Raw genomic sequence first — 21,750 nt, 5'->3', positions numbered from 1 at the left:
GAGGCTTTTTTGTTAAGAGTTTGCTGACATCGTATGAGACGGTAAAATGATATCTTGGTCGACGAGAAAGGACAAAAGTTCTCGTGTAGCATATGACATATAGCGATCTTTTTTCAAAATGATGCCGAGCTCCCACATTGGAGTAGGTGCGGCAATTGGAATACTTTTAATAAAAGGGTTATTGATTTTTGGAAACACGGACTTTGGTAAAATAGCAATACCTAATTCAGAAGCAACTAGTTCAATAATCAAATCCCATTGAGAACTTTCGTACGCTATTTTTGGATGAAAGCCCGCTTGAATGCACTCATGAATAATGCGATCATGAAGAGAGAAATCTTTGCTGAACAGGACAAACGGCTCTTCTCTAAGCTCGCTCAAAGCAACAATTGATTTAGCTGCCAGCGGATGCTCATGATGAATGTATAAATTAAACTCTTCTTCAATAAACGGATAGATGTGAAAAAGAGGGTTTTGAATAGGCAACACGATAATGCCAAGGTCTACTTGTTCGTTTTCTACAAGTTCGACAATTCGCTTTGCGCCAAGCTCCACAAGCTCTAATTTCACCTGAGGATGTTTTGCTGTAAAGTTTTTTGCAATCATCGGGAAAACAACAGTCCCTACTAAAGGAGGAATTCCTACTTTAATATCTCCTGTAGGCAGATTCCGTAAATCATCTAACAGAGCATGCAGCTCGTGAAGAGTGGATACCAGCTTTTGGCTTTGCCCATACACAATCTGTCCTGCATCGGTTAACGTCAGCTTTCGAGTAGAGCGATCAAAAAGATCTACGCCGAGTTCTTCTTCTAGTTTCTTTACAATTTTACTTAATGCTGGCTGAGACAAGTGAATTGCAGCTGCTGCTTTCGTGAAACTTTTTTGATTGACTACTTCCATGAAATGTTGCAGTTCTCGAATATCCATAAATTCTCCTCACTAGTATTCTTAGTTTTCATACTATTTATTCTATTTATCTATTTTACTTATGATTCAAATAAATGTAAACTCTTACATAAGGAAGTGAATAGTGATTCATCTAAATATAGCACATCAAATTCCTCTAAATACGTTAGAAATCCGCATGTTTGTAAGCGTTAACAAAAAAGCACCCTCGAAGAAAATCCTAGAAAAATATTTTTTTCTCCCGTAAAACAAAGCCGCGAGCGCAGAAATAACACGTGTTGAAATGTTCATTTTGTATACTGTTCTGACAATTAAGAAAGAGGAATAAAATGGTATAGTGCACCACTAAGGTGAGTCTATTCATTCTGCAAACGAGCCGTACATAGAAAAAAGGGCTGGTTTGTTAAAAATAATTGGGGGAGTGGTTGAGATGACATACGTTAAAGGACTAGAAGGAATCGTTGCAGCTGAAACAAAAGTAGGGCATGTTGATGGAGAGAAAGGTCAGCTGATTTATCGCGGATATTGGGCAAAAGATTTGGCGATCAATTATTCTTTTGAAGAAGTTTCTTATTTAATTTGGAACGGCACGCTGCCAAATCATGATGATTTAAAAGCATTTAAACAAAAAATGGTGACTCATCGTACGCTTCCGGCTAATATTGTTGCGTTAATGGACTGTTTGCCAAAAGATACAGAAGTGATGAGCGCGCTTCGCACATGTATCTCAGCATTAGGAGACCCTTCATACAGCTGGCCTCCGACAAAAGAGCAGGCGCTTGCGATTACAGCTGTAACACCTACCATTATTGCCTATTGGTATCGTAAAATGAATGATTTAGAAGTAGTAGAGCCTAACGAGCATTTGGATCATGTAGCAAACTATTTATACATGATTAACGGAGAAATTCCAGATCAAAGTTTGGTTACTGCGCTGAACGCATATTTTGTTTTGACAATTGAGCATGGGATGAACGCCTCAACCTTCTCATCACGCGTTATTTCATCTACCGAATCTGACATGGTTTCAGCTATATGCGGAGCAATTGGCGCGATGAAAGGTCCGCTTCATGGAGGAGCTCCTTCTGGTGTTATTACCATGTTTGATGAAATTGGGAGTGAAGAGAATATTGAGCCTTGGGTTCGTAAAAAATTAGATAATAAAGAGAAAATCATGGGATTTGGTCATCGCGTTTATCGCACACATGACCCAAGAGCAGAAGCATTAAAAGAAGTATCGAAACAAATTTCAGGAGACAATGGGCTATTTGATTTAATTGTTAAAATTGAAGATAAAACCATTGAGTTACTCAATGAATACAAGCCGGGTAGAGGCATTTATACCAATGTAGAATATTTCGCTGCAGCAGTTATGAAAGCGGTTGAGCTTCCGTCTGAACTATTCACCCCAACCTTCACAGCAAGCCGTGTAGTTGGCTGGACAGCTCATGTCGTAGAGCAGTCAGAAAATAATCGTATTTACCGACCGCAGTCTGCGTATATAGGTTATACGCCAGTTGAACAAAATCAATAAATAAACTCGGTTTCACCTAAAAAACGTCGGTAGATCCGACGTTTTTTCATATGGTTAAATATATTCTTTTTGAGAATAAAATCGCTTTAATAAATAGAATAATCCGACTGCTAAGCATAAACTTGCTGCAGCTAAGCTAGAGGTAATCATGGCGTGCTCACCTTCGGTAGGGGTATGTGAAAGTTTATAGCTGCTGTAGCATAAGAGAGCTGTGATACATAAACAGCAGGAGCTAATCAATCCATACCGCTTTTTGAAGCCAATAATAGATAGTAATACAATCAAATAAATTCCGCTCACCATCATCATAATTGGAAACTGAGGGTGGAATTTAATTGTATATAACAAATAATCGATGTGAGAATAGTGATGAACCGCCGAGGACTTTGTTAGCCCTCCGGTCAAACTAGCTGATAAAGGTCCTTCAAGCATCGAAGAGCCGTTATACCAAGTAGCGACTGAGGAAAGTAAAAAAACAAAACAACTTGCAAATAGCTGCGTCATGCATTTTATTGACACGTATAGAAAGCTCCTCTCAATAACCATCTTTTGTTAATACAAGTCCGAAAATTATTATAGCAGGTTTTGAAAGTAAAAAAAGTACTATTGGAATGGTTTCATAAAACGTTCATATTTGAAAAGGTTTGTTTTTTTAAAATAAAGGGAAAAAAGGTGAAACGGAAGATATGAATAGAGGAGAGAGAAAGATGAAGGCAGCAGTGATTTTGAATCCAAACGCAGGAAACAAAAAATTAGTAAATGAAATTGACTTTATATGTGATCGGTTAAACACTGCATTTGAGACGGTTACTTTATATAAAACAGAGCAACCTGGAGATGGTGCCGATCTGGTAAGAAAATTGGAAGGCAAAGCGGATGTCATTATTGGAGCAGGTGGAGACGGGACAATTTATGAACTCATCAACGCTCTTGCTCCGCTGAAGCAACGCCCTGTATTTGCTATTTTACCTGGAGGAACGTGCAACGACTTTTCGCGTGCAATTGGAATGAATCAAAATCCTTTAAAAGCAGTGGAGCAAATTATAGAAAAGCAGACGGAGGCAGTGGATGTTGGAAAACATGGCGAAGATTATTTTTTAAACTTTTGGGGAATCGGCCTCGTAGCTGATGTATCTGAAAATATTTTAGAAGAAAATAAAGAGAAATTTGGTAAGCTCTCTTACTACATGAGCGTAGGTAGAACTTTGAATCAAGCAGAGCCTTTTCAATTAAAAATGACGAGTGAAAAAGCTTCCTATGAAGGAGAAGCTGTTATGGTGTTAATTGGGAACGGTCCTTTTTTAGGAGGAACTCGCGCTATGCTAGGAAACAGCTCATTTCAAGACGGATTATTAGATGTATTCGTTATTAAAGAAATGGGAATCGAGCCCGTGATGGCATGGTTACAAACAAGCCCTGATGAGGAACAGCTTAACCCTGACAGCAACCTTATGCATTTTCGTGCAAAAGAAGTCCATATCGAAACTACTCCTGAAAAAACGGTAGATTGTGATGGAGAAAAAGAAACGACAACACCTTCAACGATTACGGTTCTCCACAATCACATAAATATGATAGTCGGAAACAGATAAAAAAACGCTGGAACTTCCAGCGTTTTTTTTATGAAGAGAGCCATCGGGGAGAAGTAAAGAGCATAATCATTATGCTGCTCATCGTAATAACAAGCATGGAATAGCAAAAAGCAGTAAATCCGATAATATGTAAGCCCACTATCATAATCGTACTGTCTAAGATAAAAATGGTTACTCCTATATTGATTTTCCATTTTTTTGATACAATAATAGCAATTAAATCAAGCCCATCCGAACTGATGCCGTAGCGAAGCATCAGTCCTATTCCCATTCCTACGAGTGCGCCTCCAAGCAATGAGCTAAAGAGCAAAGGAAGCTCCAACGTGCCTTCGAGAATAGACAGCCATTCTGTCATAAAAAAAGAAACAAATAAACCTATACTTCCATAAAAAAAGTTTTGACGATGACGAAAAAAAGCATATAAATAGACAGGTACGTTCAAAAAGAAAATGGACATTCCGATAGGAGTTCCAAACACATAATATACGATAAGCCCAAATCCTATAAGTCCACCGTCTAGTAAGTGATACGGAGCAATAAATCCGTTTAGCCCTAGTCCAATTAATAAGCTGCCACAGCAAATCGAAACCACTCTCGAAAAAATATTCCTCACCCTATACGTTAAATTTTAATAGGAGTACTCGTCCATCTATGTATATGGCAAGCTTAGGTTATTTAGAAGTAAAGAAGAAGAAAAAAGAAAATTATGTAAAAAGTATTGATTCTATAACTCTGATATTCTATAGTTAATCTAACTTCGTTTTCACGACAATTTCTTGATTTTTTACGATACTGTTTAACTGTTTGTATTTTTTAATATATAAAAAAGTTGTGTTGTGCAAAAAGCATATGATTGTAATAAGTCGATAAAAGCAAGCCGCTATATAAAGGGGTTGATTACGTGTAGGATTCTCTTTCTTTTCAGTCATACTAAAAAGAAAGAGGGATTGTCGTGAAAAATCGTTCCGTACTTTTTTTATGGTTTGGTCAAAGCCAAGCCAATTTAGCAGATGTATTATATATTGTTGCGTTAATCAGCATTCTTTATGCTCAAAATAGTTCTCCTGTGCTGCTTTCATGCATTCCGTTTACCATTACGGCTGCTAAGTTTTTGAGCAGTTTTACTGTGCCTTTTCTTATAGATCGCTACAGGGCTAAGCGTATTCTTGTTGTGTCTCAGCTGTTAAAAACCAGTGTTTTGTCTATGTTTTTCTTGTGGCATATGTCGCTTATCAGCATGCTGTGCTGCGTGGCGTTTATTGCTTTTTTCGATGGGTGGGCAGCTCCGGTTCAAAGCTCTATGCTTCCTCATTTAGTAGATAAAGAGAAGCTGTTAAAATGGAACAGTATGTTTAATGTCACCGATCAAACGATTCAGATTGCAGCCTATCCGCTTGGAAGCTTTCTGATCATTAGCTGGGATGCTACTGGCCTTTTATGGCTGTCATTTTCGTTATTCAGTTTATCAATCATATTTATGCAGGCCATTCGCATGAACGCTCATTCTTCTAAAACGAAGCAAAAACAAGGGTTAAAAGAGGGATGGAAGCTAATTTGGCATTATCCGCGCCTGCGGGTTTTATTAGTCATGGAGGTTTTAGAAGGGATGGCTGCCGGCGTTTGGGCATCAGCAATTGTCTACGTGTTTGTGAAAGAGATATTAAATAAAAATGAAGCTTGGTGGGGATATATTAACAGCAGTTTTTTTGTTGGAACGGTTCTTGGTGGTTTCGTTTTGCTGAAGATTTCAGTTGAGCAAGAGAGAAGTCTTTATCATATCGTAATACTAGGCAGTCTTTTTTCAGGTTTCTTTACATTATTGTTCGGAGTGATATCTGTGCCTTTTCTTTCACTTTTACTTAGTTTCGCTATTGGCATTGCCCTTCAAATAAGCGCTACGTGTTCTTACACGCTTACACAAACGGCCGTTCCTTTAGAAAAGCTTCCTAAGGTGCTTTCCGCTACGCTGAGCGTTTCATATGTGACGTTTGGGCTTTCGGTGCTGCTGCTTGGCGCTGTTGCTTCGCTAAATGTGACCGCGGCGTTTCTAACGGCAGGAGGACTGATTGTAATCAGCGGCTGTGTAGGTGAATTATGCGCTTGCTAACTAAAAAAGGTTGCTGTTTGCAACCTTTTTTTAAAACAGCGTATTTTCTCTCCTCAACCGCCGTATAAGGTTGTTTGCTTTAAATACCCCCTTGTGTAAAAGTAGGAAGCTTTTCACGAAAACGAAAGGAAAAAAAGTATAGCTATCGAATTATGTTAAGAGCGTTGAGCTAAAAGGAGTGATTAAATGGTTGTCATTCGACAGGCGGTTGAAACTGATCGAGAGCGACTGGCTACGTTAATGCAAGAATATATAGTGAAATTCTGTGAGCAGCCTGACCCTTCCCGGAAAGCTTTAACTTTACATATTAAGCGTCTATTGAATAATCCTTCCTATGGTATCCAATTTGTTGCTGAATTGGAAGGGAAACTAGTAGGTTTTGCGACGGTGTACGTATCGTGGAGCACCCATTATTTTAAAGAAACAGCCGTCTTAAAAGACTTGTACGTATCTCCTTTAAACAGAGGAAATAAAATTGGTGAACGTTTGTTTAAGATTTGCCTTGCCTATTCTCAAAAGTATGAGTTTGCAGGTATGACCGCTGAGTGCAGCAGTGAAAATAAAGTTGCTCAAAACCTTTATCAAAAAATGAACGGTAAAGAAAATGAAGGGGTTCAATACCGTTTTTTTTAAGAGAAGTACAGCTTTTACTTTTAAGACTTCTACTAAATGGCAAAAATATGTTATAGTATGAAAAGTGAAATGGATGAAAATGTCGGTGGGCTATATGTTAGATGATCGTATCAATAGTAGGGAGAAGTTGGACTAGCTGTTTGAAAGGCGGCCATCCTATTTTTAGTATAGCCGCAAGGAAGGAGCAGGACCTTGAAAAAAAATCCAATCTTAAACGCGTGGAAAATAGTAACTGCGACGAGCGGTTTTTTACTTGCGCTGTTTATCTTTAAAGTCCGAAAAGGAAGATAACCATATAAAGAAAGCTCCTCGATTGAGGAGCTTTTTATTATTTAGTAATAGGAAACGTCAAGGGAGTCACTGTTGACAAAGAATCTCTGTAAGAATGATAGGTGAAATAATGACGTGTTGGACTATAAATAGTCATGTAAAGCAAATAATCATATTTCGTTTCCATATAGAAAAAAACGCCGTCTGCGTGGAGTGTATAGAAAGAGTACGAAATCCCGAGCAGCGTTTGTTTTTGTACGCTTGTGCTTGGGTTTTCTTTAAACCATTCATACAGTTCAAACACACTGACTCCTTGTGATGATTGCAGCGTATGTACTTTGTCATATAACTTATCAGATACATCGGAAACCGACTGTTTTAATTGATGAAATAAGTTGGACATTTGTTCTTTCATTGTGGTGAGCTCCTTTACGGGTAGTCAGCTATTAGCATGCTCAGAGAAATCCACGCTTATGTATAGTTAGTGAATGGCTGATTTGAATTTGCCGCCCTGCGCTTCCTGGGTATCCATAATGGTTGTAAATGCATGTGGATCAATTTCAGAAATAATAGTTTTAAGCTTGGTAATTTCTAAACGCGTCACAACTACGTATATGACTTCTTTTTCTGTACCTTCAAATCCGCCTTTACCATACAGTTTCGTCACGCCGCGGCCTAGACGATGCGTAATAGCGTCTGATAGCTCTTCATAGTGATTTGAAACAATAAAAGCTGCTTTTGTTTCATCAAGCCCTTGAATAATCGCATCGATTGTTTTAGAAGCAATATAGTACGTAAGGATCGAGTACATGGCCTGTTCCCAACCTAGCACGAACCCTGCCCAAGCGAAAATAAAGATATTTAAAAACATCACAAATTCGCCTACAGAAAACGGGATTTTTTTTGTTAATAAAATACCTAAAATCTCAGTTCCGTCTAACGCTCCACCGTGACGAATGACCGTTCCTACACCTGCTCCTAACAGCAGCCCGCCAAATACAGTAGCAAGAAGCGGTTCAGATGTTACAGCTGGAACATGGTGCAATTGAGATTCTACAATGGATAAAGCAACAACTGCAAACATAGATGAAAAGCAGAAGCTACGACCAATTTGTTTGTATCCACTATATAAAAAAGGGAGATTAAAGATGATGATAAGAAGACTGAACGGCAATTTTGTTAAGTAAACTAAAATTAGAGAAATACCGATAATACCGCCATCAATGACGGAATTTGGGACTAAAAATAATTCGATAGAAACGGCAGCCAAGGAAGCCCCAATTAACATCATAATGTAGCGATAAATGAGCCGACCTGCCTTTTCCTTTTTATGCTGTTTCGTTGTCATAAAATCTTTCCTTTCAAAATACTGCCTATACGCAACTCTTACTAGTATAACTAAGTCTTGGGAACTCTATCCAATTATCTACTTTAAAAAAGACTAGCCAGAATAAACAAAATCCTGTTAAATTAAACGGTAGACATTTGCTGAAATAAAGGAGCTGTACATATGATAAACGTTTATATTCCAGCGCTTCAAACAAGCGCTGGCGAAAAAGCGGCACGCTATATTGATACATTAACCAAACCGATAGGAAGCCTTGGGAGACTTGAAGAAATAGCAGTTGAACTAGCGGCCATGACAGGGGAAGCTTTTCCGACAGTCACGCCCCCAGGAGTCCTCGTTTTTGCAGGCGATCATGGAATTGTAAAAGAAGGAGTTTCAGCTTATCCGCAAGACGTAACGGCACAAATGGCGCTGAATTTTTTGCAGGGAGGAGCAGCTATTAACGTGTTTAGTCAGCAAATAGATGCACAGTTCAAACTGATTGACATCGGCATTGCTTCTGACCTTTCCCATAAGGATCTTGTACAACGCAAAGTGAAGCTGGGCACAGCAAGTTTTCATAAAGAAGACGCGATGACGCGCAGTGAGGCAGAGCAGGCTGTTCAAGTAGGATATGAAGAAGCTGAAGAGCTTATTGCCCAAGGAATTAAATGTTTAATTGTAGGAGAAATGGGCATCGGAAATACCACGTCAAGCACGGCTATTTTAGCTGTATTGACAGGGGAAAAAGTTGCTAAGCTTGCAGGAATGGGCACAGGGATTTCTGACGAACAACTGCGCCACAAAGTGAACGTGATTGAAGAAGCCCTGCAAAATAGGCACATTAACCCTCAAGATCCGATTGATATTATCAGTAAAATAGGGGGGCTTGAAATTGCCGGAATGACAGGTGCTATGCTGGCGGCAGCTGCTCATCGTATTCCTATTTTAGTAGATGGTTTTATTTGTACAGTTGCAGCCCTTTTAGCGACAGAAATCAATATACAAGCAAGAGACTATATGTTTGCTAGTCACCAATCCGTTGAACAAGGTCATGCGTGTGCGATGAAGCTTCTTGACAAGAAGCCTCTTCTTAATCTCAATCTTCGGTTAGGTGAAGGAAGTGGGGCTGCTATTACATTTCCGCTGTTGCACTCAGCTTCATTGATGATTGCCAACATGGCCACGTTTCAATCTGCAGGAGTGTCTGAGAAAGAATAAAACTCAAAAAAGACATGGGAAGAAAACCATGTCTTTTTTCTTTATTTTATAAAAAAACCTTATATTTTTAACATCATAAACCAGTAAATGCTAAAACTAGCACCTGTTAAAATGAATGATCCAATAATTAACAATACCAGTGCAACGCGTCGTTTAATCGCTTGAATTTCTCTATCTTTTGGCAAACGTCCCATTGGTCTTCCTCCATTATGTAAATATTTCACGTATTTTCCTATTTTACTCCGCTTTAAAAAGAGAGAACATATGTCAAAGTTACTAAAAATCAAATTATTTTATAAAAAATTGTATCCCCGTCAGTGCAAAGAATACGTATTCTTCTAATGAGAAAAGAAATACCCTAAAGGTTTACTTACATGACAACAACCTTTATCATATAACTGACTATACTATGATGTTATCCAAAGTTGGAAGAAATCTCAATAAATGTGAGTGTTATAATTACATAATAAGAGTCAGAAAAATTTAAAAAAAGAGTGTGAGCAAACAATGAACGGTATGTTGATTATTCGGAACGGTGCTCCTTTTTATGAAGGAGCTTCCGTGCCTATTCCAAAAGATAAAGCCTGTATTATCGGGCGAAGCAGTGAAGAATGGGAGCCTTATCTGGCCTTTCAAAGTGCTTACATTTCACGGAAGCATTTTGAAGTAACGTACGAAAGCAATACATTTTTCATTACAGACTTGTTTAGTAAACACGGGACAAAAGTAAACGGAGAAGAGTTACAGCCTGGAACTCCTCGTTTATTGAAAGAGCAGGATGTCATTACCTTAGCAAATGAAGAGGCAGCCTTAGTATTTAGAAATGATGATATGGATGCAACCCTCGATTTAGGACCTTTGCTAAAACAAATAAATAAGCCATTTTACACATTAGATCCAATTTTGCAGAAAGTAAAAGTAAAAGAGGAAACATATATTCTGTCAGATAAAGAATACGCGTGCTTAGCTTATCTTCTAGAATACAACAATCAATTTGTTTCAAAAGAAGCGTTAAAAAAAAGCGTTTGGCCTGAACGAGTAGAGTCAAATGGAGAAATTCTAGTAGCAGCGGAGGAGCTGAATGCGCTGATTTACCGGGTTCGCAAAAAAATAGGAACATATTTAGAAATCGAAGTGATTCGAGGAAAAGGATATTGGCTGCACTTTAACGAAAATGGACGTGAATAGAATCACGTCCATTTTTTAATCTCGTTTTACAGCATGTACACGTATATGTTTAGCTTCTGCTAGCCAAGATCCATTTTGAAATAGTTTATCTTGCATTCGATTTTCTAAGCGCGTGATGAGGACATTTTTAGTTTCTGTCGTCACGTGAGCAAAAAGAGGGGCTGCATTTATTTCTAGCCAATTACGCAAGCCGTTTTCCCCTTTTAACAAGAAGGGACGGCTGTAGTGAATGGCCGTGGTGACTTGAAAATTCTGTGATTCCAAAAGAGAAGAATATTCAGCTACAGAAGGAAAGTACCATGGGAAATCTACATCGTTATAAGGGATATCAAACGTTTTAAATTGACGAATGATTTCTGTGAAAATTTCGTCCATGTTTCCTTTTCCCCAAAATTCTGCTACAAATCGGCCATTTGGTTTTAAAGCATTGTAAATGTTTTTAATGACAAGGTGAGGGGGACGGATGTCGTGTAAAGTTGCATTTGAAAAAACTGCGTCAAATTGTTCGTAATAAGGAAGGTTAAGGGCATTTAACTGTTCAAAGGATAGAGTTGGGTACTGATGACGAGCCTGTTCAATCATATTTTCAGAGCAATCGATGCCCGTCGCATGGACATGAAGCTTATTGAGCTGCGAAATAAATTCGCCAGTGCCGCAGCCAATATCTAAAATATGTTCGCCAGCTTGAGGAGAAAGAAGGTTCATAGCACTTCCTCCAAATGAAGAAACAAACGGAAGATGATACACTTGAGCAATTTTTTGTTGGTTAACAGTTTGACTCATGAAGTGATTCCTCCTTTGTAAAAGATGATGACTATCGTTTTATAAGAAGAAACAAGCTTTGAATAGTAGATATGAAGTTATTGATAGAATTATACCATATATCTTACTTATTATGCCGAAAACTCCAAAGAAAAAGCGCACCAAACTTCTAGCTTGGGCGCTTACAAGCACGAACTATTTTATAACCATTAACCGAACTGAACAAATAGAGGAAGATCTGTATGACCCATCTCACGTACGTAGACGTATAAATTTCCTTTATGATGAATTTCATGGTCAATCGCCATTTGTAAAAGTTGTCTTCCGGGAAGCTTTCTTCCAAACGCTGCAGTTGCGTCAATCGTCTTATTTAAATCATCTTCGCTAAGTGAGCGTAATACGTCTACTGTTTTTTTCGTGTATTCAGCTGCAAGGTCCGATAATGACTTACCGCTAAAATCAGCTTTTTGACCAAGTGGAGATAAATCACCGGATTTTACCACTGATGCAAATGCATAAAAGGATGTTAAAATATGCGTAGATAAGTCAAAAGCGGACATAGATGTCGGGGCAGGCTTGTATTCATAGTGACCTGCTTCAATTTTGTTGATTAATTCATTAGTTACGTTTCGATGTGCTAAAAAGTGATGAGTAATTTGTTCAACTGTCATGATAAAAGGCTCCTTTATTATGTATTCGCTTCTGAGTATAGCATCTGAAAATCAGAAAGCGAAGAAAAAACTTTATCAAACAGAAAAACAGCTGCATATGAGCAGCTGCTTTTCATATTATTAGAAATTACGTTGTTTTAACTCTTCAAGCAATAACTCCATACCTTCGCGGCTTAAAGTTAATTTGCCATCTGCGATTGTTACGTTGTCAGAAGATACTTCGCCAGTAATCGCACAAGCACCGTTCGGCTCATATTTCTTTAAAATAATTCGATCTGTTTCGACAAAAATTTCAACAGGATCTTTTACATCTATTTCAAGAACACGTCTTAACTCTTTCGGAATTACGATACGACCTAAATCATCTACTTTTCTTACAATACCAGTCGATTTCATTTTTTAATCACCTTTACTTTTATATTTTATTGAGTACGCAAAATATTATTTTTGGAATTTCTAAGATGATTATATACTAGATAACCGCTAAATTTGTCGAAGTTATTAATATGTAAATGAACTGTAATATTATTGAAATATTATCTGTAAATACAAATCCTCCTACAATATGGAATATGTAGGGCTCTTTGTATGATATAGGAGATGAAGGAATTAATTACATTTGACATACAATGTTATTTATGTTTATACAGCAGCTTAGGGATAGGCTACATGTAAGTATGGAAGCAAATAAGTTGAAAGAATGAAGAAAATATGATTAAATCAGAGAATAACTTGCTCAAAATAATTAAATCGTAATGATTACGTATTTCAAATAAAAAAGTAATAAAATGAAAGGATGACAAAGAGTTTGGCTAAAAAAGCAAAAGTTGTAAAAGAACAAAAGCGTCAAGAGATGGTAGCGAAGTACGCGCAATTGCGCCAAGAGCTGAAGGAAAAAGGAGATTACGAAGCGTTAAAAAAATTGCCTAGAGATTCTTCACCAACGCGCTTAAATAATCGCTGCCGCGTTACCGGTCGTCCTAGAGGCTACCTTAGAAAATTTGAAATGTCACGCATCGCGTTTAGGGAATTAGCATACAAAGGACAAATTCCAGGTGTTAAAAAAGCAAGCTGGTAGTATAAAAGCCCTCATAATGAGGGCTTTTATTATTTATTAGCTGCAAAATATCGAGCAATTCCTTGATAAATGCCTGTAGATATTTGCTGCTGATACGCGTTAGAAGAAACAATTTGCTCATCGTGAGCATTTGATAAAAAGCCTAATTCAAGAAGTACAGCACGCTGGTTGTTTTCTCGAGTAACATAATAATCTCCAAAATGAACCCCCATATCCTTCATAGAAGGCGCGTTTTCAGCCATGCTTTCTTGAATGTATTTTGCTAATTCTTTATCTTTGGCTTCACTGTAATAAAATGATGCGATGCCGTTTGCAGAAGATGAAGTAGAAGCGTTATAGTGAATGCTGATAAATGCATCTGCATGCTTTGCTTCACTAACGTTCACTCGTCCGCTTAGTGAGATAAAAGTATCGTTTGAACGAGTCATAAATACATTTGCTCCAGCATTAGCTAAGCGGCTTGCTACAAGTTTTGCTGTTGTTAGCGCTAGTTTTTTCTCAATTGATGATTTACCTGAAGTACCAGGGTCATATCCGCCGTGCCCAGCGTCTACTACAATAATTTTATCTTTTAAAGCAGCAGAAGGGGAAGGCAAACTAGCTGAAGTTGTGGAACCAGCCGGAGCTGTTAGCCCTTTTGATACCCATGCTGTTTGACTTGCAGAGTACTGAATTTGCACCCAGTCATTCTTTTCGCCTACTTTTTTGAATCTTTCGCCTGCTTTTGCTACACGGATAATTCCCGCGCTTAAGCTCGGCTGACTGCGTAAATTTGAAGCTTTTGTAATTTGAATAGACTGGGCTGTTTGTGAAGACTGTCCGGAATCAGCTTGCAAATATTGACTTGCTACCCAGCCCGTTTGACCACTTGCCGTTTTGATCTGTGACCAAGATCCGCTTTCTTTTACCACCGTTACTTTGGAACCTCGGGATAAGTTCGTCACGACCGATGCGCTTGTGCTCGCAGAAGAGCGAACATTTAATGAGCTAGCGTTAACAACCGCTGACTTGGATGTCGTAGAACCCGAGTTACTAGTCGGTGTAGAAGAACCGGATCCTGCTTGTAGGTACTGACTCGCCACCCAGCCCGTTTGACCGCTTGCCGTTTTAATCTGAGACCAAGACCCGCTTTCTTTTACCACTGTTACTTTGGAACCTCGCGATAAGTTCGTCACGATAGACGCGCTTGTGCTCGCAGAAGAACGAACGTTTAGTGAGCTGGCGTTAACGGTCGCTGACTTGGATGAAGTAGAACCCGAGTTTTTATTCGGTGTAGAAGAACCGGATCCTGCTTGTAGGTACTGACTCGCTACCCAGCCCGTTTTGCCACTTGCCGTTTTAATCTGTGACCAAGACCCGCTTTCTTTTACCACCGTTACTTTGGAACCTCGCGATAAGTTTGTCACGATGGATGCGCTTGTGCTTGCAGAAGACCGAACGTTTAATGAGCTCGCATTAACGATCGCTGACTTCGATGTCGAATTTTCGGTAGAAGTACTGTTTGTTTGCGTTTTATTTATGTATTGAGATGAAATCCAAGCGTCTTTACCGTTATAGGTAATTTTAGCCCATCCTTTACTTTCATCTACTATATTAACGGTGTTTCCCTTCGTTATTTTCCCAACGATAGCACCGCTTGTACTAGGCGTTGCACGTACATTTAACGATGTAGCAGTTACTTTGGCCGATTCAGCTGCATCTGCATCAATGGAATGCAAAAGCAATGAAGAGCTTAAAAGAACAGAAGAAACGGCTGTGTACATGACATGTTTTTTATTCATTTTTTCCTCCTTGCAAATTAATTTCAACATAAGTTTATTGGTATACAAAGCATATATCGGCAAAAAGTCCAAAATTTTGAGTGAAATCTACTATTATCTCATAATACCGATATTATCCATCATACTATATGTCGAAATTCAATTGTATAATGAATTTGAACTATCTGCCATCCTTACCGATAAAATTTTACATTAATGTAAAATATAATTATGTTAAAGGTTGAATTTAGAGATATTAAAAGCATTTAGTCCTTTGTTTATCTACATTTTGAGGACGTGTTTTATACTAGAGAAAATGTAAAATAGTATAAAGCAGCCGGATGTGAATAGGATAGAGGAGAGATAGCAGATGAAATCGTATCTATCTTTTGAAGGAGGAAACATCCACAATTATGAAACATTTAGAATAAAAATAACAAAAATATATAAAATAATAAAAAGCCTGTCTATATTGCTGTAAAGATCGTAGCATAAACTAAAAGTAAATAGTTAGAAAATTCTTTCTTTTTACTTTGAAACATGGTACAGTATAAAAAAGTGAAAGGGTGGAAACTGATATGCGAAAGATTGTTCAGTATGAAACAAAGTGGTCGCTTTTGTATCAAATGGAAAAAGAAGCGTTGCTTAATACACTAAAGGACTTTTCAGTAGACATCGAACATATTGGAAGCACGTCCGTTCCAGGATTGGCAGGTTCACCAATCGTTGATATTTTAATCGGAGTCAAACGCGAAGAAGACATAAATGAAGTGCGGGCTATATTAAAAAATAAATCTCACGTATATGTAGCGGAAAAAGAGATGTTTGTCTTATTAAAAGAAGGCGTTCCAGCTGCGCACTATCCTCCAATTATGACAGCTAAAAATGCCCGTAGGCTCATTCCACATGATGCTAGAAGAAGTCATGTGTATGTAACGGTCAGTGAATCTCCTTACTGGAACGAGCGAATTAATTTCAGGGAGCAGTTACGCTCGAGCGAACGTGCTAGAAAAAAATATGAAGGTATGAAATACGAGCTTTCAAAACGATTGTGGAACGACATTTCTACCTATGAGTACAAAAAAGAGGAATTTATTCAGAGCAGTCTATAAAAAACGTCATTTCAATTGAAATGACGTTTTTTAAGTTAATTATCTTGTAAAACAATTGTTTCAAGCTTGTCAGCAGTATTTACTGCAAGAACCGTATAGTTTTTACCGCTTTCAAGATTTGTTCCAGGAAGACTTAGTACCTCTTTTCCATCCGCTGTGGAAACAGATAGATCGTACGAACCCGGATTTACTACTTGATAACCTGAAATGCTTTTAAAAGATAGATCTTTAAATAAAGGAGCAGCACCTTTAGGGCCTACGTTTACTGCAGGAGCATCAGGAGATAAATGAGCAATACGCAGGCTTGCTTTTCCATCCATTCCTTGCTTATTATTCGTGAAAGCCTGTAGTTCAAGATTTTCCGCTTTATTTACGGCTGCTACTGTATATGATTTTCCACCGTCTACAACAAGGGTAGCTTCAATGAGCGAATCTTTTGTACCTTTTGTCTTCGCTTCGTACACTTCTACTTTATGAGAACCAGCTGACAAAGGCAGGGGATTAGAGACATCTTTAAACTTTGCTCCTTCTACCAAGGCTTTGTCATCCACAAAAATGTCTACAGCCGGAGCATCCGGTGAAGCATGAACAATGCGAACTTCCGCATTTTGAGCTGTTCGGTCATCTGCAGCAGGGGGTGTTTCAGCGGCAAATACTAACATGCGGCTAAGTGCCAAGAAGGCAATCACTGCTACCATTACGAATAGTCGTTTCATCAAGTATCACTCCTTTTTTAGTATACACAGCTTTATGTAAAGAGAAGAACTGTGCAGTTGTTAGCGTATACTAAATAAAAGCAACTATTCGTGTGTTTGTTAACTTTTGACGTGTTTACTGAGATTTCTGACGGAAAAATCGAAGAATAGCCAAAATATTGTACAGAGTTGTTAAGAGCCACGTCAATAAAAAGCCTAGGCCAAGCCCGATATTGGCATCTATATACGTATGCGTGAAATCATCATATACGACGTAGGCAAGAGGAGCAATCGACAGCAAAAATAGAAAAGGAAACAAAAGCGTTTTCCACCTGCTTGAAGTGAAAGTTAAATACAATAAAAGGAAAGCGGAGAACAATAGAAGACCGTCTCGAATAGCCCAAGGTAAAACGCCGATATGTGGATTAGCAAGAAGAAAAGTTGGGACAATTGAAAGGAGGAAAAGAAGAGAGAGCAAAGTCACGTGAAGTGTGTGCTTTTTTGTAAAAGCCGGCACTAATAAAAACGCTGCCGTTGCACCTAAAAGAAAATTACAGATTAAAATAAACTCCATATCAACACCTCATTTATTGAGTATTACTTTTAGTCTATTCAGCACGCTGTTAAAGTAGATAAAAAAGCTGCGATGTTCATCGCAGCTTTTGGTTATTCGAATTTAAATCCTTGTTTTTCAAGCATCGCTCGAACTTCTGGATAATAAATGGTTTTATAAATAGCTGATACAGTTTGTGACCAGTTGCGGTCATCAGCACCGTTTGTTCTGTTTTTCATATACTCTGCCATTTCAGCATCATAGTCTTGAATCAATGACTTTAAGTCGTGATTATAGCTTTCACGATGGTGCACGGCAGCTTGTGGCAATCGAGGCTTTTTCGCAGAATGATCTGCCGGATGTCCAACCACAAGACCGCTTACTGGGAATACGTATTCCGGTAAATCCAGCAGTTCAATGACTTCTAGCGGTTTTCTGCGAATTCCTCCGATTGGTACTGTACCTAAACCGAGTGATTCTGCTGCAACTGTTGCGGCTTCTAACGAAATTCCAGCATCAGTTGCCCCGACTAAAATTGATTCAAGCCCATCGGTTACGCCAAGAGGGGCATCGTTAAGCTCAGCTGCAATCTTAGCACGATTAAAATCTGCACAAAAGATTAAAAATAGAGGAGCTTGGTCAATCCACGCTTGGTTGCCGGCAAGCTCTGAAAGTTTTTTCTTCTTTTCTTTATCTTGGACGCTAATAATAGTCACTTGCTGTCCATTAATAGAAGAAGCAGCTGACTGAGCAGATTGAATAATCGTATCTAAATGCTCGTCGCTTACTGCTTCATCTGTATACTGACGGATAGAACGATGATCTTGAATTGTACGAATTGCTTCATTCATGATGCTTCATCCTTTCAAAGAAGTTATGATTAACCTTGTAATGTTTTTACATCTAAAGGTGCTACAAGTACGCCAGTTTGAGCAAATGCTACAAAACTTTGGAAGTGAGCTGATTTATTGTGCGCTTGAATTGCTTCTTCGCTTTTCCACTCTTCAATCATCATAAACGTGTTAGGTGTAAAAGCATCTTCAAATAGCTGATAGTTGCTGTTTCCTTCTTCTTGTAAAGAATGCTTAATTAGTTCTTGTACGTTTTCTAAAAATTGTTCTCTTTTTTCTGGGTTAACTTTCATTGAAGCTTGTAAATGAATCATGGATGATTCCTCCTTTAATAATGATGGTGCTTTATATTATTTGTTTTGTTTTTAATCTTTCATTCAATTTATGATTAAAATGAAGATAAGTTCGAATATCATCGAACAATGAAACTATAACACCAATTAAATAACAGTGCAAGGATTTAGTTCGAAAGATATCGAACATTGATACACAAAAGAAGCTGTGTTATATTTTAAGCATGAGAAAACCTTATCAACCACCGAAATCTGAAATTAAATTAACGCCTATTTTACACGCGTTGAGTGATCCTAACCGGCTGCGTATTGTACAGTGTTTAGCGACAAGAAAGGAGCAGACCTGTTCGTATTATCAAAAATTAAATGTATCGAAATCAACGCTATCACATCATATTAAAGTACTTCGCGAAGCTGGAATTATCAAACTACGTATAGAAGGCACGCAGCACTATTATTCTTTGCGATTAGAAGAACTTGAGGAATTATTCCCAGGTCTGCTTCCTTCCATTATCAATATAGATGAGCAGTTATTTTAAAAGCTGAACGATGTTTCGTTCAGCTTTTTTGTTCAAAATAAATGTGTCCATGCAGGCTGCATCCGGGATTAAAAGAAGAACGACAGTGAGGGCAAGTCGAGTTACAGGTTAAATATTCATTAATTGAGAGCTCATGTTTACATACTCCGCAAAGAATAGCTTTTTCATTAAACATAGATTTTGGCCATCTTTTAATGTCGTGATTAGCATGTCCATTATGACATTGATAACATGGATAATATGTATTACAGCAATAAAATTTTATTGCAATAATATCTTTATCAGTATAATAGTGCACACAGCGCGTTTCTGAATCCACTGTGTCACCTTTTACCACAGGTACAGATTTGTTCATTATAATCACTCCTTATGAAAAGTATAGCATGCTTTTATACGCCTTATCATACATATGTAAAAAGAAAAATGCTATAATAAAACCATCGTTTTACATGTCAGATTACATGCTAAAAAGATTAGATAAAAAATTAATGTCAAAACAGATTGATTAAGTGATGCAAAGAGAGGAAGAAAAAATGAGTAAGCAAGTTATCGTTTTTACCGGAGGCGGAACAGCGGGGCACGTAACGCCAAACATTGCGATTATGAAAGAATTAGACAGTGAAAAATGGGATATCCATTATGTCGGTTCTCACAATGGTATTGAGAAAGAATTAATTGCTAAATTAAACGTTCCATATCATGCAATTTCAAGCGGGAAGCTTCGTCGCTACGTGGATATGGAAAATGTAAAAGATGTATTTCGAGTAGCAAAAGGGGTTGGCGATGCGCGTCGCGTGCTGAAAAAACTAAAGCCTTCTCTTGTTTTTTCAAAAGGCGGTTTTGTCACAGTTCCTGTTGTAATGGCTGCTAAATCTTTAAACATTCCCGTGTTCATTCATGAAAGTGATTTAACACCGGGACTAGCAAATAAAATTGCGCAGAAATTTGCCACTAAAATTTTCACTTCTTTTGATGAAGCTGCAAACTACTTTCCAAAAGAAAAAGTGCAGGTTGTTGGTTCACCTATTCGAAAAGAGTTATTTAGCGGAAGCGCAGCGAACGGGGAAAGCTGGCTTCGCTTTTATGATAAGCGCCCAATTTTAACCATTATGGGCGGAAGTTTAGGAGCGCGCCGCATCAATGAAATTGTTCGAGAGTCTTTGCCTGAATTGCAAAAGAAATTTCAAATTGTACACCTTTGCGGAAAAGGCAATATTGATACAAGCCTTGAAAAAGAGTCGGGCTACCGTCAGTTAGAATACGTAAATGAACAGCTTCCGGATGTTTTAGCGGCAACTGATTATGTGATTACACGCGGTGGATCCAATGCCATCTTTGAGTTTTTAGCTCTTCATAAACCGATGATGATTATTCCTTTATCAAAGGCACAGAGTCGCGGAGATCAAATTTTAAATGCACAATCCTTTAAGAAAAAAGGCTACTGTATGGTTGTAGAAGAAGAACAGTTAACAAAAGAACTGTTTTTGCGTGAAGTAAATGAGCTTCAGCAGCAGGCAAGTACAATGAAGCGTACAATGCGTGAAGCAACAAAAACGGATGCCATTTCAATTCTTGTAAATGAAATTGAGAAAATGAGCTAAAAAAAGCGTTCTTATCGAGGAGATAAGAACGCTTTTTTTCTTTCAAAACTATTATTTTAAAATAATGAATAAATATAGAAAAATAAAGCTTTTAAAATTTCAAAAAATGTTGTTGACAGTAAATTTTAACAGGAGTAAGATTACTCTCATGAAACGTTCCACAGTGAAACGCTGAGTCTTTCCTGAAAGAGAGGGAAAGAGCGGAGGACCCAATTATTAGGGGTGAATCTCTTAACTGAGTAGGGTTACTTTCTTGACCCGAACCCGTCAGCTAACTTCGTAAGCGTTAAGAGAGAGGATGGTGTAATCGTGGTCGTTTTCTATAACAGCGGATAGTACGCTCCTTTCAAAATATAGGTGAAAGGAGCGTCCAGATGCATTTATCTAAGCAAATGATTCAAATGATTGAATATCGGGCAATGTGCGACCAGCAATCTTTTGATCTAGCAAACCGCTATTTGTCTACGTTGGCTAATCAAAGTTTTAAACGCAGCAGTAAAAGTCATCATTAAGTCTAAAAATTAAATAACAAATATACGCTTAATCAATTATGAGCGGGGGACCCAATATTTTGTACGTATGTACTAGGGGTGAATCTCTTAACTGAGTAGGGTTACTTCCATAACCCGAATCCGACAGCTAACTCCGTAAGCGTTTTGGGAGTAAAAAATTCGTGTCAATCACGGCTTATTTGTCGTGCATTAAACCGCGGAAGAGAACTCTCTTCTGCGGTTTTTTAGTGAAAAAAAATAGCATCACGTCTCGCGGTTAGCTTTTTTGGACCTGATGCTTTATGAAAAGAAACCGTCACTAAACTTAGAAGCTATCATTTTTGTCAGGAAACAGTTAGGAGGAAGCAACTTGGATATGATGATGCTTGGAACGCTTGCCTTATTAGCGACTGCTATGTACGGAATTATTCGCTGGTCGTCTCATGTAGTAGACGACAGAGAGGAGAAGTGAACATGTCGTTCATTTTGTTAGGTATTTCAATTACCGTTTTAATTTATTTAGTATATGTACTGTTAAATCCAGAACAATTTTAATAAGCGGAGGA

27 protein-coding genes and 2 riboswitches are annotated in these 21,750 nt (G+C 38.1%); of the genes, 12 read left to right on the top strand and 15 right to left on the bottom strand.

Translation table 11 applies throughout. The features are described 5' to 3' along the window. Positions 1 to 12: 12 nt before the first annotated feature. On the bottom strand, positions 13 to 927 hold the full coding sequence (locus tag U9R83_RS15405; RefSeq protein ID WP_014459399.1) for a LysR family transcriptional regulator: 915 nt from the start codon (positions 925 to 927) through the stop codon (positions 13 to 15). 409 nt (positions 928 to 1,336) lie between these two features. Between U9R83_RS15405 and U9R83_RS15400 the strand changes: the two genes are divergently transcribed. Continuing rightward, positions 1,337 to 2,440, top strand: coding sequence for a citrate synthase/methylcitrate synthase (locus tag U9R83_RS15400; RefSeq protein WP_014459401.1), 1,104 nt, complete (start codon positions 1,337 to 1,339; stop codon positions 2,438 to 2,440). Between the two features lie 54 nt (positions 2,441 to 2,494). On the opposite strand, the gene U9R83_RS15395 is transcribed toward U9R83_RS15400, so the two are convergent. Beyond that, entirely contained in the window at positions 2,495 to 2,959 is a 465-nt protein-coding gene (locus U9R83_RS15395) for a DUF4306 domain-containing protein (protein ID WP_223260182.1), read from the bottom strand. 188 nt (positions 2,960 to 3,147) lie between these two features. Here U9R83_RS15395 and U9R83_RS15390 point away from each other — a divergent pair, with 188 nt between their 5' ends. Continuing rightward, positions 3,148 to 4,032 (top strand): diacylglycerol/lipid kinase family protein, encoded by an 885-nt coding sequence (locus U9R83_RS15390; protein ID WP_243549495.1) that lies wholly within the window; start codon positions 3,148 to 3,150, stop codon positions 4,030 to 4,032. 28 nt (positions 4,033 to 4,060) lie between these two features. Here the strand turns inward: U9R83_RS15390 and U9R83_RS15385 are convergent, their stop codons facing one another. Continuing rightward, on the bottom strand, positions 4,061 to 4,624 hold the full coding sequence (locus U9R83_RS15385) for a YitT family protein (protein ID WP_014459404.1): 564 nt from the start codon (positions 4,622 to 4,624) through the stop codon (positions 4,061 to 4,063). A 360-nt stretch (positions 4,625 to 4,984) separates the two neighbouring features. Between U9R83_RS15385 and U9R83_RS15380 the strand changes: the two genes are divergently transcribed. Both U9R83_RS15380 and U9R83_RS15375 read left to right on the top strand, forming a co-directional pair. After that, complete coding sequence (locus U9R83_RS15380; RefSeq protein ID WP_328575325.1) at positions 4,985 to 6,139, top strand: MFS transporter; 1,155 nt, start codon at positions 4,985 to 4,987, stop codon at positions 6,137 to 6,139. A gap of 186 nt (positions 6,140 to 6,325) precedes the next feature. Further along, positions 6,326 to 6,772, top strand: coding sequence for a GNAT family N-acetyltransferase (locus U9R83_RS15375; protein ID WP_014459407.1), 447 nt, complete (start codon positions 6,326 to 6,328; stop codon positions 6,770 to 6,772). A 328-nt stretch (positions 6,773 to 7,100) separates the two neighbouring features. On the opposite strand, the gene U9R83_RS15370 is transcribed toward U9R83_RS15375, so the two are convergent. Together U9R83_RS15370 and U9R83_RS15365 are read right to left on the bottom strand one after the other, a co-directional pair. Further along, entirely contained in the window at positions 7,101 to 7,457 is a 357-nt protein-coding gene (locus U9R83_RS15370) for a hypothetical protein (RefSeq protein ID WP_115654289.1), read from the bottom strand. Between the two features lie 66 nt (positions 7,458 to 7,523). Next, entirely contained in the window at positions 7,524 to 8,390 is an 867-nt protein-coding gene (locus U9R83_RS15365) for a YitT family protein (RefSeq protein WP_014459409.1), read from the bottom strand. A gap of 162 nt (positions 8,391 to 8,552) precedes the next feature. Here U9R83_RS15365 and cobT point away from each other — a divergent pair, with 162 nt between their 5' ends. Further along, the gene (cobT, locus tag U9R83_RS15360) at positions 8,553 to 9,590 is read left to right on the top strand and encodes a nicotinate-nucleotide--dimethylbenzimidazole phosphoribosyltransferase (protein WP_014459410.1); all 1,038 of its coding nucleotides are present in this window, start codon (positions 8,553 to 8,555) and stop codon (positions 9,588 to 9,590) included. Between the two features lie 59 nt (positions 9,591 to 9,649). Here the strand turns inward: cobT and U9R83_RS15355 are convergent, their stop codons facing one another. Next, positions 9,650 to 9,784, bottom strand: a complete 135-nt coding sequence (locus U9R83_RS15355) for a hypothetical protein (RefSeq protein ID WP_013057740.1) — start codon at positions 9,782 to 9,784, stop codon at positions 9,650 to 9,652. A 313-nt stretch (positions 9,785 to 10,097) separates the two neighbouring features. Here U9R83_RS15355 and U9R83_RS15350 point away from each other — a divergent pair, with 313 nt between their 5' ends. Further along, a complete protein-coding gene (locus U9R83_RS15350) occupies positions 10,098 to 10,778 on the top strand; it encodes an FHA domain-containing protein (RefSeq protein WP_115654288.1) in 681 nt (226 codons plus the stop codon). Positions 10,779 to 10,793: 15 nt separating this feature from the next. On the opposite strand, the gene U9R83_RS15345 is transcribed toward U9R83_RS15350, so the two are convergent. The 3 genes from U9R83_RS15345 to U9R83_RS15335 all read right to left on the bottom strand — a co-directional run bounded on the left by U9R83_RS15345 (position 10,794) and on the right by U9R83_RS15335 (position 12,607). Then, positions 10,794 to 11,561 (bottom strand): class I SAM-dependent methyltransferase, encoded by a 768-nt coding sequence (locus U9R83_RS15345; RefSeq protein WP_014459412.1) that lies wholly within the window; start codon positions 11,559 to 11,561, stop codon positions 10,794 to 10,796. Between the two features lie 188 nt (positions 11,562 to 11,749). Beyond that, entirely contained in the window at positions 11,750 to 12,211 is a 462-nt protein-coding gene (locus tag U9R83_RS15340) for a DinB family protein (RefSeq protein ID WP_014459413.1), read from the bottom strand. Positions 12,212 to 12,331: 120 nt separating this feature from the next. Next, positions 12,332 to 12,607, bottom strand: a complete 276-nt coding sequence (locus U9R83_RS15335; RefSeq protein WP_013057736.1) for an AbrB/MazE/SpoVT family DNA-binding domain-containing protein — start codon at positions 12,605 to 12,607, stop codon at positions 12,332 to 12,334. A 412-nt stretch (positions 12,608 to 13,019) separates the two neighbouring features. On the opposite strand from U9R83_RS15335, the gene rpsN reads away from it, so the two are divergent. Then, entirely contained in the window at positions 13,020 to 13,289 is a 270-nt protein-coding gene (rpsN, locus tag U9R83_RS15330; protein ID WP_014459415.1) for a 30S ribosomal protein S14, read from the top strand. Positions 13,290 to 13,318: 29 nt separating this feature from the next. Here rpsN and U9R83_RS15325 read toward each other — a convergent pair whose 3' ends face one another. Next, positions 13,319 to 15,070, bottom strand: coding sequence for an SH3 domain-containing protein (locus U9R83_RS15325; RefSeq protein WP_209366959.1), 1,752 nt, complete (start codon positions 15,068 to 15,070; stop codon positions 13,319 to 13,321). 557 nt (positions 15,071 to 15,627) lie between these two features. On the opposite strand from U9R83_RS15325, the gene U9R83_RS15320 reads away from it, so the two are divergent. Then, the gene (locus U9R83_RS15320) at positions 15,628 to 16,161 is read left to right on the top strand and encodes a GrpB family protein (protein WP_014459419.1); all 534 of its coding nucleotides are present in this window, start codon (positions 15,628 to 15,630) and stop codon (positions 16,159 to 16,161) included. Positions 16,162 to 16,196: 35 nt separating this feature from the next. Here U9R83_RS15320 and U9R83_RS15315 read toward each other — a convergent pair whose 3' ends face one another. The 4 genes from U9R83_RS15315 to U9R83_RS15300 all read right to left on the bottom strand — a co-directional run bounded on the left by U9R83_RS15315 (position 16,197) and on the right by U9R83_RS15300 (position 18,574). Further along, a complete protein-coding gene (locus U9R83_RS15315; RefSeq protein ID WP_014459420.1) occupies positions 16,197 to 16,877 on the bottom strand; it encodes a DUF4397 domain-containing protein in 681 nt (226 codons plus the stop codon). A 115-nt stretch (positions 16,878 to 16,992) separates the two neighbouring features. After that, complete coding sequence (locus U9R83_RS15310) at positions 16,993 to 17,430, bottom strand: hypothetical protein (RefSeq protein WP_014459421.1); 438 nt, start codon at positions 17,428 to 17,430, stop codon at positions 16,993 to 16,995. Positions 17,431 to 17,522: 92 nt separating this feature from the next. Beyond that, positions 17,523 to 18,260, bottom strand: a complete 738-nt coding sequence (gene nfsA, locus U9R83_RS15305) for an oxygen-insensitive NADPH nitroreductase (RefSeq protein ID WP_014459422.1) — start codon at positions 18,258 to 18,260, stop codon at positions 17,523 to 17,525. 29 nt (positions 18,261 to 18,289) lie between these two features. Next, positions 18,290 to 18,574, bottom strand: a complete 285-nt coding sequence (locus tag U9R83_RS15300) for a putative quinol monooxygenase (protein WP_014459423.1) — start codon at positions 18,572 to 18,574, stop codon at positions 18,290 to 18,292. A gap of 203 nt (positions 18,575 to 18,777) precedes the next feature. On the opposite strand from U9R83_RS15300, the gene U9R83_RS15295 reads away from it, so the two are divergent. Further along, complete coding sequence (locus U9R83_RS15295) at positions 18,778 to 19,092, top strand: ArsR/SmtB family transcription factor (protein ID WP_013083811.1); 315 nt, start codon at positions 18,778 to 18,780, stop codon at positions 19,090 to 19,092. A 19-nt stretch (positions 19,093 to 19,111) separates the two neighbouring features. Here the strand turns inward: U9R83_RS15295 and U9R83_RS15290 are convergent, their stop codons facing one another. Beyond that, a complete protein-coding gene (locus U9R83_RS15290) occupies positions 19,112 to 19,447 on the bottom strand; it encodes a CHY zinc finger protein (protein WP_014459424.1) in 336 nt (111 codons plus the stop codon). A 178-nt stretch (positions 19,448 to 19,625) separates the two neighbouring features. Between U9R83_RS15290 and U9R83_RS15285 the strand changes: the two genes are divergently transcribed. The 3 genes from U9R83_RS15285 to U9R83_RS27705 all read left to right on the top strand — a co-directional run bounded on the left by U9R83_RS15285 (position 19,626) and on the right by U9R83_RS27705 (position 21,739). Next, positions 19,626 to 20,693 carry an undecaprenyldiphospho-muramoylpentapeptide beta-N-acetylglucosaminyltransferase gene (locus tag U9R83_RS15285; RefSeq protein WP_042992053.1) on the top strand — a complete coding sequence of 356 codons (1,068 nt, stop codon included), beginning with the start codon at positions 19,626 to 19,628 and terminating at the stop codon, positions 20,691 to 20,693. 159 nt (positions 20,694 to 20,852) lie between these two features. Continuing rightward, positions 20,853 to 20,995, top strand: a riboswitch (cyclic di-AMP (ydaO/yuaA leader). 72 nt (positions 20,996 to 21,067) lie between these two features. Further along, the gene (locus tag U9R83_RS15280; protein ID WP_014459426.1) at positions 21,068 to 21,205 is read left to right on the top strand and encodes a hypothetical protein; all 138 of its coding nucleotides are present in this window, start codon (positions 21,068 to 21,070) and stop codon (positions 21,203 to 21,205) included. A gap of 15 nt (positions 21,206 to 21,220) precedes the next feature. Beyond that, a riboswitch (cyclic di-AMP (ydaO/yuaA leader) is annotated at positions 21,221 to 21,361 on the top strand. A gap of 297 nt (positions 21,362 to 21,658) precedes the next feature. Then, positions 21,659 to 21,739, top strand: coding sequence for a potassium-transporting ATPase subunit F (locus tag U9R83_RS27705; protein WP_080564759.1), 81 nt, complete (start codon positions 21,659 to 21,661; stop codon positions 21,737 to 21,739). Positions 21,740 to 21,750: the final 11 nt, after the last annotated feature.

The sequence above is a fragment of the Priestia sp. LL-8 genome, assembly GCF_036227845.1.
Classification (GTDB): Bacteria; Bacillota; Bacilli; order Bacillales; family Bacillaceae_H; genus Priestia; species Priestia zanthoxyli.
Note: the sequence above shows the minus strand (reverse complement) of the source record. Positions and strands in the feature narration are given on the sequence as shown.